The following is an 11,011-nucleotide window of genomic DNA, read 5'->3' on the forward strand; positions in this document are numbered from 1 at the left end:
GGGCCCAACTGGCCTGCCGGGCTCTGCAGTGCGGTCAGGGTCGCGCTGGGCTCCGCTGCAGGAGCTCCATCGGTGTAGCGCAGGAGATCGCCGTCGAGGGCCAGGGACTGGTTGGTAAGCCTGGACACGGCGCCCTGAAATGCCGCGTTGCGGCTGCTGTAGCGACCAGCGTTGAAATCGGCAAAACGGTACAGGGGCTGGGTGTAGGGGGCGGGGTAATCGAGCAGGATGGCAATGCCGAAGTAGAGGCCGCCACGACGGGTGAATACCTCGTCACGCACACTGCCACGTCGCGGGTAGGGGTAGCCCTTCTCCTTCACATGCTCTTCGGCAAAGGCCACGCTGACCTGCATGGGGCCGCCGGTCCGGACCGGGTTGTAACCTCCGAGAAGGGTCTTGCCCGCGGGCAGCTCGGAAATCATGTCGTCGAACAGTGCGTTCATCTGCCTTTCGGTACGCAGGCTGTCGATACGCGCCTTGTAGCTGCGGCCATCGGGTGAGGTCTTGAGCAGGGCCGCATCGACCAAGAGCTTGGGCAGATGCAGGCGCTCCCGCCTCGCCTCTATCTCTTTCCAGACAATGCGTGACAGCCCTGCGACTTCCGGGTCTGCCTGGAAGGTGGATTCTTGTTCGGTGATCGCAATGACGGCGCAGATGTTATCGGGTGTAGGTGGTAGGCGCAGCGCGCTGAAGGCCGTAAAGATGTCAGCGGCCCAGCCGTCCCGGTCTTTCAGCGGCATGGGCAGATAGCTGGCGACAAGGGCGCGGCCTTCGCGCTCGTCCGGGTAGCTTGCAGCGGCAGGCCGGGGGGGCGGAGGCGGCACGGGCGCAATTGGCGGCAGCTGCACCTGCACTGGGGGGGGCGCCGGCTCGACACTGGCGGGCGGGCGAGGTGGGGGCGTTGGTGTCTGGCCTGGCGCGGGTGGCACCGCAGGCGGAAGCGTGGGTGACGGGCGTGACTCGACCGGCCCGCTGCTGGCACAGCCCGCCAGCAGCGATACGGCAATCAGCACGCCAAGGAAGGGTGCTGCGGACTTCAAGCCTTCTCCGTGTCCTTTTCGAGTCGCGCAACGCGACTCAGGCTACGGGTATAGAAGGCTGCATAGCCCAGACCAACCAGCGCCATGACGCCGGTAAGAAGAACGGGGCCTTCGGCCGGCTGGCCGGCCAGCACGTTGGCGACGAAGGAATACCCCAGAACCATGGCGGCGGCGAAGCCCCCGATGATGCGCACCAGTGCGAAGGTCTTTTGCTGCTTGAGGGAAGGTGAGGACATGGGGGCGCAGATTCAGGAAACCGGAGTGGCGCGAGGATCGGGCTTCTCTCCGTCCTCGTCAAGCACCCCGGCGCCCTAAAGAATGAACCTGCCCAGCCAGTAGCCGCCGGCGGCGATCAAGCCTGAACAGGGAATGGTGAGTATCCAGGCCCACACAATGTTGCCAGCCACCCCCCAGCGCACGGCGGCGGTGCGGCGCACCGAACCGACCCCGACGATGGCCCCGGTGATGGTGTGGGTGGTAGATACCGGAATGCCCAAGCTGGTGGCAAGGAACAGGGTGATGGCCCCGCCAGTCTCGGCACAGAAGCCACCCACGGGCTTGAGCTTGGTGATGCGCTGACCCATGGTCTTGACGATGCGCCACCCACCAAACAGGGTGCCGAGGCCGATGGCCAGGTAACACAGCACCACGACCCACATGGGAACCGGATCGCCGTGGGCGGTGACACCCGCCGCCAGCAACAGCATCCAAATGATGCCGACGGTCTTCTGGGCATCGTTGCCGCCGTGGCCAAGGCTGTACATGGCCGCGGAGACCAATTGCAGGCGGCGGAACCACTTGTCTACCCGGCGCTGGGTCTTGTTGCGGCAGACCCAGGCCACGATCACCAGCATGAGGGAACCGAGCACATAGCCGAAAAGTGGCGAAATGATGATGAAGGCGACGGTCTTCCAGATGCCCGACGAGATCAGCGGGTCGGTACCCGCCTTGGCAATGGCTGCACCGACAATGCCACCGATGAGAGCGTGGGATGAGCTGGACGGAATGCCGTAGTACCAGGTCACCACGTTCCAGGCGATAGCCCCCAGAAGGGCGCCGAAGATCAGGTAGTGATCCACCACGGAAGGGTCGATGATGCCCTTGCCGACGGTACTGGCCACTTTCAGTTGAAACACGAAGAGGGCCACGAAGTTGAAGAAGGCTGCCCAGGCCACCGCCTGGTGGGGCTTGAGCACGCCAGTGGAGACGACGGTGGCGATGGCATTGGCCGCGTCGTGAAAGCCGTTCATGAAGTCAAAAAGCAGGGCGACCACAACCAGCCCGGCGATGACCCAGAACCCGATCTGTACGGTTTCCATGGCAGTGCTCAGGCGTTTTCGAGCACGATGCCTTCGACGATCTTGGCGACGTCCTCGCAGCGGTCGGTAATCGATTCGAGCTGCTCGTAGATGGCCTTCAACTTCATGACCTGAAGTGCGTCACGCTCGTCGCGGAAGAGCCGCGACATGGCGCCGCGCATGATGCGATCGGCGTCGGTTTCGAGTCGGTCGATTTCCTGGCAGGTCTGGAGGATGGCGCTGGCGTTGTCCATGTTGGAGATGAGCCCGACGACGATCTTCACCCGGGTACAGCAGGACAGACTCACGTTGGCCAGTTGCAGGGCTTCCGGGGTGATGCGTTGAATATGGTAGAGCGTAGTGCACTCGGCGACGTCCTGGACGGTATCGAGGATGTCGTCCATGGCGTTGATGAGGCTGTGGATCTCGTCGCGATCAAGAGGGGTGATGAAGCTCTTGTGGAGCTGGGCGACGGTTTCATGAGTAATCTTGTCTGCGGCTTGTTCGATGACTTCGATGGCGCCGATGTGCTGCTCTGCGCTGGCCAGATCCTCCATCAGGCTGACGAGTGCCTGACCGCCGAGGACAATTTGCTCCGCATGGGAGTTGAAGAGTTCAAAAAAACGGCCCTCTTGGGGCAGTAGGCGTCCGAACATGGGTTATGTGGCAATCGAATGACTGTAATGTTTCATTTTAACAGAGGCGCCCGAAGCTCACGCACCAACACGCGCCGACTGTAGGGCGCTTACAACGTATTGCCCTTCTTCAGTCCCCCCGCCTGCTGCCGTTAGGCTGGAATGAACCCGCCACCCGATGCACGGCGGGCAGACACGTATCTGGCTTGGAGCAGCGCAATGCCACTGAAGGGTTTGAAATTGTCGGAACTGATCGGGGCCCTCAGCCACGCCCTTGACATCACTGAAGGGCAGCCGGAAGGGCACTGTGTGCGCTGCTGCTGGATCGGGATGCACGTAGGCCGGGCCATGGGGCTTTCCGACGAGACCTTGTGGGAGCTCTACTACACGCTGCTACTGAAAGATCTGGGCTGCAGCAGCAACGCAGCTCGGATCTGCGAGCTGTACCTTACCGACGACCTGTCCTTCAAGCACGACTTCAAATCTGTGGATGGAAGCCTGCCCAAGGTGTTGAAGTTCGTCATCGGGCACACCGGTCTGGGCGCAGGCTTGAGTGACCGCTTCAAAGCCATCGCCCATATTTTCCGGAATGGTGAGGACATCGCCCAAGAGTTGATCGAAACCCGCTGCACCCGGGGCGCAAGCATCTCGAGGCAGCTACGCTTCAGCGAAGCGGTGGCGATGGGCATTCACTGCCTGGACGAGCATTGGGATGGCGGCGGCCGGCCGGCGAAGCTGGCGGGTGAGGCAATCCCGATTTTCTCGCGGATCGCCTTGCTGGCCCAGGTCGTGGATGTGTTCAACGTCACCGATGGCAGGGATGCGGCCTGCTGGGAGGTGGAGGACCGTAGTGGTGGCTGGTTCGACCCGGCCGTGGTCGCGGCCTTCCGGCGGGTAGCGGAGTCGGCGGCATTCTGGGAACGACTGGTGGAGCCTGGCCTGGATCGCGCGGTGTTTGCCCTGGAGCCGGGGCGTTTTGTGGTTCCGCTGGATGAAGACTATCTGGACGAAATCGCAGCCGCCTTCGGTCAGGTGGTGGACTCCAAGAGCCCCTATACGGCGGGCCACAGCAGCCGTGTGGCGCTTTACACCGACCGGATCGCGGAGGCGTTGGAGCTTGATCCGGCACGCCGACGCTGGCTCCGGCGCGGGGCCTTGCTCCACGACATGGGCAAGCTTGGGGTGAGCAACACGATCCTCGACAAGCCGGGCAAGCTGGACGAGGAGGAGTGGGCAGCAGTGCAGCGCCACGCCCTTTACACCGAATCCATCCTGTCGCGAATCGATGCCTTCGAGGAGCTGGCGAGGGTGTCCGGGGCGCACCACGAACGCCTGGACGGCAAGGGCTACCCGCGGGGAATGCGGGGAGATGCGATTTCCCTGGAAACCCGCATCATCACGACGGCGGATATCTTTGACGCGATCACTGCCGAGCGCCCCTATCGCGGGGCGGTGCCGGTAGAGAAGACCCTTGTGATCATGGGTGAAGAGGTGGGGCGTGCCATCGACGCCCGCTGCTTCGATGCCCTGAAGCAGATCGTTGGCGGCCTCGACCTGAACTGATCGAGGCCGCCGCGGGATCAGGGCTTGGGCTTGCGGGACTTGAAGTCGCCACCCGGGCGATCAAAGCCGCCTTCCTTGCGGAAAGGCTTCTTGGGGGGAGCACCACGACCGCCAGGACCGGAGCGACCGCGTTCGCGGGCAGCTTCTTCAGGGCTCGCGAGGCGGAGGTTGAGAGGCTGCTGGCGAACCCGCGCCCGACGCAGAATCTGAATCGTGTCGTTGGACAGATCAGAGGGCAGCTCGACAGTGCTGTAGTCCTCGAAAAGGTTGATCTGGCCGATGAAGCGGCTTTCGATGCCGGCTTCGTTGGCAATGGCCCCGACGATGTCCTTTGGCGAAGCCATGTGCTCGCGCCCCACGTCGATGCGGTAGCGTGCCAGGCGGCCTTCGGCATAGTCGCGGCGCCGTTCGAGGATCTCGCCCCGGTTCTCGCGGGGCTCACGCGCCTGCCGGGTTTCACGGGTATCCCGCGGGGTACGTGCGTCAGGTTTGCCGCCGGCCAGCTGGGCGATGTCGGGCCGGCCGGTTTCGGGCATCTGCAGGGGGCGATCCTTCTGGGCGAGGAAGGCCAGGGCAGCGGCGATTTCGTGGATCTCGGTGTCGTGCTGGGCTTCCATGCCGGCGATCACGTCGACGAAGAAGCTCAGATCTTCGGACTCCAGCACCTCGGCCACCTGCTGGCGGAAGGCGGCGACGCGCTTGTCGGCAACAGCCTCGCGGCTGGGCAGCTTGAGCAGTTCGATGGGCTGGCGGGTGGCTCGCTCGATCTGCCGCAGGAGATGGGTCTCGCGCGGGGCGACGAAGAGAATCGCGTTGCCGGCGCGGCCGGCGCGGCCGGTGCGGCCGATGCGGTGGACGTAGGCCTCGGTGTCGTAGGGAATGTCAAAGTTGATGACATGGCTGACGCGCGGCACGTCGATGCCGCGGGCGGCCACGTCGGTGGCGACGACGATATCGAGGGTCTTGTTCTTTAGCTGCTCGATAACCCGCTCGCGGAGCTGCTGGGTCATGTCACCGTTGAGGCAGGCGGCGGCGTAACCACGGGCTTCGAGCTTCTCGGCCAGTTCGACGGTGGCCGTTTTGGTGCGCACGAAGACGATGGCGGCGTCGAAGTCATCCTCGACTTCGAGGATGCGGGTCAGGGCATCGAGCTTGTGGGCGCCGGCGATCTGCAGGAAGCGCTGGCGGATGGTGGAGACGGTGGCCGTGGCGGCCTTGATCTTCACCTCTTTCGGATCCCGCAGGTAGCGGTGGGCGACCCGGCGGATGGCGTCCGGCATGGTGGCCGAGAAGAGCGCCGTCTGACGTTCGGCGGGCAGGTGCTGGAGGATCCACTCGACATCGTCGATGAAGCCCATGCGCAGCATCTCGTCGGCCTCGTCGAGCACCAGGGTGCTCAGCCCATCGAGGTTGAGGCTCTTGCGCTCGATGTGGTCCATGACCCGGCCCGGGGTGCCGACCACCACGTGGGCGCCACGCTGGAGCTGACGCAGCTGCACGACCATGCTCTGGCCGCCGTAGATGGGCAGCACATGAAACCCCGGCATCTTGCTGGCGTAGCGCTGGAAGGCTTCGGAAACCTGGATGGCAAGCTCACGGGTGGGGGCCAGCACCAGCACCTGCGGGTTGCGCTTGCTGATGTCGACACGATCGAGGGCGGGGAGGGCGAAGGCGGCAGTCTTGCCGGTGCCGGTCTGGGCCTCGCCGAGGATGTCGTGGCCGGCCAGCAGGTGCGGGATGCAGGCCGCCTGGATGGGCGAGGGGGTTTCGTACCCGATCTCGGCGAGGGCCGCGAGGATGGGGGCCTGGAGATCGAGCTGGTCGAAACGTTCGATGGGAGCGGTCATGGGAGCGGGGCGCGGGCCGGGTGAAAGGTGAAGCAGTCTTGGGCCCGGTGAAAGAAGCGGCTTCAGATAAACCGCGATTTTACCGGAAGCTGGCGCGCCCGTCCCATGAGTGGTTCAGGGTTTTGTGACGATGGTTGCGTCCTGCCCGAAGAGAATCCGGCGGGATTCTTCACTGACCGAGGGTGCCGTATTGATGTCCGCAGCCAGGGCATAGGCCCGCTGGGTGGCCGGCCGCTGCTGGATGGCCTCGAACCAGCGCTTCAGGTTGGGGAAGTCGTCGAGGTTCTGACGCTGACGGGTATGGGGCACGATCCACGGGTAGCAGGCCATGTCGGCAATCGAGTAGTCGGGGCCGGCGACGAAATCCCTGTCGGCCAGGCGCCTGTCGAGCACGGCATAGAGACGCGCAGTTTCCTTTACGTAGCGCTCAATGGCGTAGGGGAGGTTCTCGGGGGCGTATTGCACGAAGTGGTGGTTCTGGCCGGCCATGGGGCCAAGGCCGCCCATCTGCCAGAACAGCCATTGCAAGGTGTCGATGCGCACGCGCGGATCGGCGGACAGGAAGCGCCCGCTCTTTTCAGCCAGGTAGAGGAGGATGGCTCCCGATTCAAAGACGGATATCGGCTCGCCACCACCAGTTGGGTCGGTGTCGACGATGGCCGGAATGCGGTTGTTCGGGGCGATGCGCAGGAAGTCGGGATGGAACTGCTCACCCTTGCCGATGTTGATGGGCAGGATCCGGTAGGGTAGGCCGCTCTCCTCTAGGAAGAGAGTGATCTTGTGCCCGTTGGGCGTGGTCCAGTAGTAGAGGTCGATCATGGTCAGTGTACTCAGGCGGCAGGGCGGTGTTCGGTGGCCAGCACCCAGGCAGCGTCGAGGCCGCGAATGGGAATGCGGGGGTCGGTTGGGATGCGGCCGGCCAGCTGGAGTTGCTGGTAGCGCATGCAGGTGACCCGCAGGAAGGACGTAAAGTTCGCGTGCTCATCAAGGCGGCCGCTCGCCACCAGTTCGTCGTAAAGGCGGCTGACAAGCTGGGGGACGCTGAGGGTATCCCGTTCGCCGATCTCCTCAAGTACTGCCCAGAACAGGTTTTCCAGGCGCAGGCTGGTGGCAACACCGTGCAGACGGATCGAACGGCTGCGGGTGGCGTACAGCTCCGGGTCGGCGTTGATGAAGATCTGGCACATCGTCGCGTGGCTCCTGAAACGGGGAACGCCCCCGCCAGACCATTGTAGGTGCTGCGGGGGCATGCGCCGAGTTGGGGACAATCCTGATCAGTGGCTGATCCGGGTACCGAGCACGGCCAGGAACTGGGCCAGCCAGGCCGGGTGGGCCGGCCAGGCTGGTGCGGTGACCAGGTTGCGGTCGGTGATGGCTTGGTCGATGGGGATGGCCGCATAGGTGCCGCCGGCCAGTTCGACCTCGACCTGACAGGCGGGGTAGGCCGAGCAGATGCGACCTTCGAGCACCCGGGCGCCAGCCAGGAGCTGGGCCCCGTGGCAGACGGCGGCCACCGGCTTGTCGGTCGCGAAAAAGTGTCGCACGGCCTCGATCACGGCCGGATACATGCGCAGGTACTCGGGGCCACGGCCGCCGGGGATCACCAGGGCGTCGTAGTCCTCGGCACGGATCTCGGCAAAGGTGGCGTTGAGGGCAAAGTTGTGACCGCGCTTCTCGGTGTAGGTCTGGTCGCCTTCGAAATCATGGATGGCGGTAGCAATGGTGTCGCCGGCCTTCTTGTCCGGGCATACGGCATGCACCGTATGGCCAACGGCAATGAGGGTCTGGAACGGCACCATGGTTTCGTAGTCTTCGCAGAAGTCGCCGCAGATCATCAGTATTTTGGCCATGCCTGTCTCCATGTGATAGGGGGTGGAGGCAGTGTGGCGCGGGCGCTGGAGGGCCGGGTGGTAGCCGGTTACTGCAGAGCCCCGGGAGGGCTGACGGGCGGGCGCAGTTTGGTCATGATGGCGGCTTTGCGCGGAGTTCCCTGATGGCCTATGCAATCCCCCAGCCTGCTCAGGCGGTTGTTCCTGTCGCCGGCAGCGATGCGCTGTTTCCGGTGCGTCGGATCTACTGCGTCGGGCGTAACTACGCGGCCCATGCCCGCGAGATGGGCTCCGACCCGAGCCGCGAGCCGCCGTTCTTCTTCTGCAAGCCCGCCGATGCGCTGGTCCCGGTGGCGGCCGGCCAGACCGTCGCGCTGCCCTATGCGCTGGCCACTGCCAACCTTCATCATGAGATCGAGCTGGTGGTGGCCATCGGGCAGGGCGGTGTGAACATTCCGGTGGATGAGGCGGCCGCCCACGTGTGGGGCTACGGTGCGGGGCTGGACATGACCCGGCGGGATCTGCAGTTTGCGCTGCGCGACAAGGGGCGCCCGTGGGAGCTCGGAAAGGCTTTCGACAGCTCGGCCCCCATCGCGCCCCTTGTGCCGGCGGCGGAAGCCGGCCCGGTGGAGCAGGCGCCGATCTGGCTGAAGGTCAATGGGCAGCTGCGCCAGTCGGCACGGGTGGCGGACATGAGCTGGTCGGTGGCGGAGATCATTGCCAATCTGTCCACCTACTTCCGCCTGGAGCCGGGCGATCTGATCTTCACCGGAACGCCGGAGGGTGTCGGGCCGGTGGTGGCGGGAGATGTGATCGAGGCCGGCGTGGACGGGCTCGGCAGCCTGTCGCTGCGCATCGTCTGAAGCCGACGGGGCAGGGCGCTCACCCTGCCCGGCGCATCAGCCCTGCTCGGTGCGGAGGGCGTCGGCCCAGCAGTTGGGGGTTTCGTAGAGACGCACCCGCTCCAGACGCAGGTGATTGCCATACACGTCCCGGTACAGCGGATCGAGGATGCGGAAGGCCTCGGCGGCCAGGTTCTCGGCGGTGGGGACGACATCCAGCACCACCGTCTTGTGGCCGGGCATGCCCTGCAGGAAGCTCACCACGGCGGTATCGCCCCTGTAGGCCAGGAAGGCGTGATCCCACACGTCAACAAGATGCTGCTTGGCCACCGCCTTGACGTCGGCGAAGTCCATCACCATGCCGTTAACCGCCGCACCGGAGGCTTGGATGATCTCCCCGGACAGGGTGATCTCCAGCGCGTAGCGGTGGCCGTGCAGGTGGCGGCACTGGCTGGCGTGGTCGGGAATGCGGTGGCCCGCGTCGAATTCCAGGCGGCGCGTGATACGCATGGGGTACACCGGTCGTGAAAAAAGGTCCCGTAGTATACGCGACCTCCATTTACACCCGGACACGCACATGCTCACGAATGGCCAGATGCTCACGGTCAGCGACCACAACCGGAGCTTCATCGACATGACTTATGTCTACCCGGTGGTGTCGCGGCGTGCCGGTGGCGTTTCGGTGGGCATCAATCTCAACCCGAACAACGCCTGCAACTGGCACTGTGCCTACTGCCAGGTACCCGGGCTGGTGCGCGGTGCGGCGCCGGAGATCAATCTTCCCCAGCTGGAGCGCGAGCTGGCCGGGTTTCTCGACGAGCTGATCCACGGCCGCTTCATGGCCGAACATGTTCCGCCCGAGGCGCGGGTGATACGTGACATCGCCTTCTCGGGCAACGGCGAACCGACCGGGTGCAGGAATTTCGGGGAGATCGTCGAGCGGGTCGTGGCGATCCGGGACACTGCAGGCCTCGGCGAAGTACCGATCCGCCTGATCACCAATGGCAGCCTGGTGGATCGGCCGGCGGTTCAGGCGGCCCTGAAGGCGCTTGCGACTGCGGGAGGAGAAGTGTGGTTCAAGCTGGATGCAGGAACGGAGGCCGACATCGCGCGCATCAACGGCGTAGACATCAAGCCACAGGCCCATGCGCGGCGCCTGGCCCTGTGCGCGTCCTTGTGCCCGGCCTGGGTGCAGACCTGCCTGTTCGGGTGGGACGGGGTCGTGCCGACACAGGCATTCATCGATGCCTATGTGGATCTGCTGAAGATGGCTGGAATTGCGACTCTACGCGGCGTTCACCTGTACGGCGTGGCCCGCCAGTCCTTCCAGCCGGAAGCCGTGCATCTGCAACGCCTGGAACCTGACGTGCTCGAGGGCATTGCCCATATATTGAAGGACGAGGGGCTGACGGTGACGGTCAGCCCCTGACCCGAGCCCGCATCAGTGGGCCACGCGTTCCTTCTTCTTGGCGCGCGCTTCCTTCTTCAAGGTCTTGAACAGCTCCGGGTTGGTGCTCTTCAGGTATTCGACAACTTCCACGTCATCCTTCTTGATCTTGCTGATATCAACCTGCTCGATATGAACAAGGCGCAGCAGGGCCTGGACAGGGCGGGGAATGTTGCGGCCGCTTTCGTAGCGGGAGCCACCGCTCTGGGTCACGCCGATCTTGGACCAGAACTGGGACTGGTTCATGCCCAGCTTGCGACGGATCTCACGGACATCGACTTTTTCAGTAGTTTTCATTTTGCCATCCTCAAGGGGTTGCTCTTGTCAGTTTTAACAACAGACTAGCTGCTGTGGGATATAACTTTCGTTATATGTCGAAAAGTATAGATCACTACCCGCAACTCATACAACGACATATTTGCTTTGGTTAGGGTTTTCCACAGTTTGATTTCGTGATGTGGAACACGGCCCCCAAAAGAAACTCGAAGCTGCACGAGATCGCGTTATCCG

General features: G+C 64.0%; 13 protein-coding genes. 3 read left to right on the forward strand and 10 right to left on the reverse strand.

All coding sequences use genetic code 11. The features are described from left to right. The 4 genes from PHI64_RS22315 to PHI64_RS22330 form a co-directional block, all read right to left on the reverse strand. On the reverse strand, positions 1-1,040 hold a 1,040-nt coding region (locus PHI64_RS22315; protein ID WP_299888194.1), incomplete at its 3' end, for a DUF1615 domain-containing protein. Then, positions 1,037-1,276, reverse strand: a complete 240-nt coding sequence (locus PHI64_RS22320) for a hypothetical protein (RefSeq protein ID WP_299888197.1) — start codon at positions 1,274-1,276, stop codon at positions 1,037-1,039. The genes PHI64_RS22315 and PHI64_RS22320, both read right to left, overlap by 4 nt. Positions 1,277-1,351: 75 nt before the next feature. Then, positions 1,352-2,359, reverse strand: a complete 1,008-nt coding sequence (locus PHI64_RS22325; RefSeq protein WP_299888200.1) for an inorganic phosphate transporter — start codon at positions 2,357-2,359, stop codon at positions 1,352-1,354. Between the two features lie 8 nt (positions 2,360-2,367). Further along, positions 2,368-2,994, reverse strand: a complete 627-nt coding sequence (locus PHI64_RS22330; RefSeq protein ID WP_299888203.1) for a DUF47 domain-containing protein — start codon at positions 2,992-2,994, stop codon at positions 2,368-2,370. Between the two features lie 198 nt (positions 2,995-3,192). Between PHI64_RS22330 and PHI64_RS22335 the strand changes: the two genes are divergently transcribed. Next, positions 3,193-4,536, forward strand: a complete 1,344-nt coding sequence (locus tag PHI64_RS22335) for an HD-GYP domain-containing protein (protein WP_299888206.1) — start codon at positions 3,193-3,195, stop codon at positions 4,534-4,536. Positions 4,537-4,553: 17 nt separating this feature from the next. Here the strand turns inward: PHI64_RS22335 and PHI64_RS22340 are convergent, their stop codons facing one another. The 4 genes from PHI64_RS22340 to PHI64_RS22355 form a co-directional block, all read right to left on the reverse strand. Then, complete coding sequence (locus PHI64_RS22340) at positions 4,554-6,383, reverse strand: DEAD/DEAH box helicase (protein WP_299888209.1); 1,830 nt, start codon at positions 6,381-6,383, stop codon at positions 4,554-4,556. Between the two features lie 114 nt (positions 6,384-6,497). Then, positions 6,498-7,202 carry a glutathione binding-like protein gene (locus PHI64_RS22345; RefSeq protein WP_299888212.1) on the reverse strand — a complete coding sequence of 235 codons (705 nt, stop codon included), beginning with the start codon at positions 7,200-7,202 and terminating at the stop codon, positions 6,498-6,500. Positions 7,203-7,213: 11 nt separating this feature from the next. Then, complete coding sequence (locus tag PHI64_RS22350; protein WP_299888215.1) at positions 7,214-7,570, reverse strand: ribbon-helix-helix domain-containing protein; 357 nt, start codon at positions 7,568-7,570, stop codon at positions 7,214-7,216. A gap of 87 nt (positions 7,571-7,657) precedes the next feature. Continuing rightward, positions 7,658-8,233, reverse strand: a complete 576-nt coding sequence (locus PHI64_RS22355) for a DJ-1/PfpI family protein (RefSeq protein WP_299888217.1) — start codon at positions 8,231-8,233, stop codon at positions 7,658-7,660. Positions 8,234-8,376: 143 nt separating this feature from the next. Between PHI64_RS22355 and PHI64_RS22360 the strand changes: the two genes are divergently transcribed. Continuing rightward, entirely contained in the window at positions 8,377-9,075 is a 699-nt protein-coding gene (locus tag PHI64_RS22360; protein WP_299888221.1) for a fumarylacetoacetate hydrolase family protein, read from the forward strand. A gap of 36 nt (positions 9,076-9,111) precedes the next feature. On the opposite strand, the gene queD is transcribed toward PHI64_RS22360, so the two are convergent. Next, complete coding sequence (gene queD / locus PHI64_RS22365) at positions 9,112-9,564, reverse strand: 6-carboxytetrahydropterin synthase QueD (protein WP_296575357.1); 453 nt, start codon at positions 9,562-9,564, stop codon at positions 9,112-9,114. Positions 9,565-9,631: 67 nt separating this feature from the next. On the opposite strand from queD, the gene PHI64_RS22370 reads away from it, so the two are divergent. Beyond that, positions 9,632-10,483 (forward strand): radical SAM protein, encoded by an 852-nt coding sequence (locus tag PHI64_RS22370; RefSeq protein ID WP_299888227.1) that lies wholly within the window; start codon positions 9,632-9,634, stop codon positions 10,481-10,483. Between the two features lie 12 nt (positions 10,484-10,495). On the opposite strand, the gene PHI64_RS22375 is transcribed toward PHI64_RS22370, so the two are convergent. Continuing rightward, positions 10,496-10,798, reverse strand: coding sequence for a helix-turn-helix domain-containing protein (locus PHI64_RS22375; protein ID WP_296403052.1), 303 nt, complete (start codon positions 10,796-10,798; stop codon positions 10,496-10,498). Positions 10,799-11,011: the final 213 nt, after the last annotated feature.

Origin of the sequence: Zoogloea sp., assembly GCF_028689785.1 — a bacterium.
GTDB lineage: Bacteria > Pseudomonadota > Gammaproteobacteria > Burkholderiales > Rhodocyclaceae > Zoogloea.

Bases quoted from the DNA above. Each gene is read 5' to 3' on its own strand.
- PHI64_RS22320 (WP_299888197.1), bottom strand. From the start codon at position 1,276: ATGTCCTCACCTTCCCTCAAGCAGCAAAAGACCTTCGCACTGGTGCGC.
- PHI64_RS22325 (WP_299888200.1), bottom strand. From the start codon at position 2,359: ATGGAAACCGTACAGATCGGGTTCTGGGTCATCGCCGGGCTGGTTGTG.
- PHI64_RS22330 (WP_299888203.1), bottom strand. From the start codon at position 2,994: ATGTTCGGACGCCTACTGCCCCAAGAGGGCCGTTTTTTTGAACTCTTC.
- PHI64_RS22335 (WP_299888206.1), top strand. From the start codon at position 3,193: ATGCCACTGAAGGGTTTGAAATTGTCGGAACTGATCGGGGCCCTCAGC.
- PHI64_RS22340 (WP_299888209.1), bottom strand. From the start codon at position 6,383: ATGACCGCTCCCATCGAACGTTTCGACCAGCTCGATCTCCAGGCCCCC.
- PHI64_RS22345 (WP_299888212.1), bottom strand. From the start codon at position 7,202: ATGATCGACCTCTACTACTGGACCACGCCCAACGGGCACAAGATCACT.
- PHI64_RS22350 (WP_299888215.1), bottom strand. From the start codon at position 7,570: ATGTGCCAGATCTTCATCAACGCCGACCCGGAGCTGTACGCCACCCGC.
- PHI64_RS22355 (WP_299888217.1), bottom strand. From the start codon at position 8,233: ATGGCCAAAATACTGATGATCTGCGGCGACTTCTGCGAAGACTACGAA.
- PHI64_RS22360 (WP_299888221.1), top strand. From the start codon at position 8,377: ATGGCCTATGCAATCCCCCAGCCTGCTCAGGCGGTTGTTCCTGTCGCC.
- queD (WP_296575357.1), bottom strand. From the start codon at position 9,564: ATGCGTATCACGCGCCGCCTGGAATTCGACGCGGGCCACCGCATTCCC.
- PHI64_RS22370 (WP_299888227.1), top strand. From the start codon at position 9,632: ATGCTCACGAATGGCCAGATGCTCACGGTCAGCGACCACAACCGGAGC.
- PHI64_RS22375 (WP_296403052.1), bottom strand. From the start codon at position 10,798: ATGAAAACTACTGAAAAAGTCGATGTCCGTGAGATCCGTCGCAAGCTG.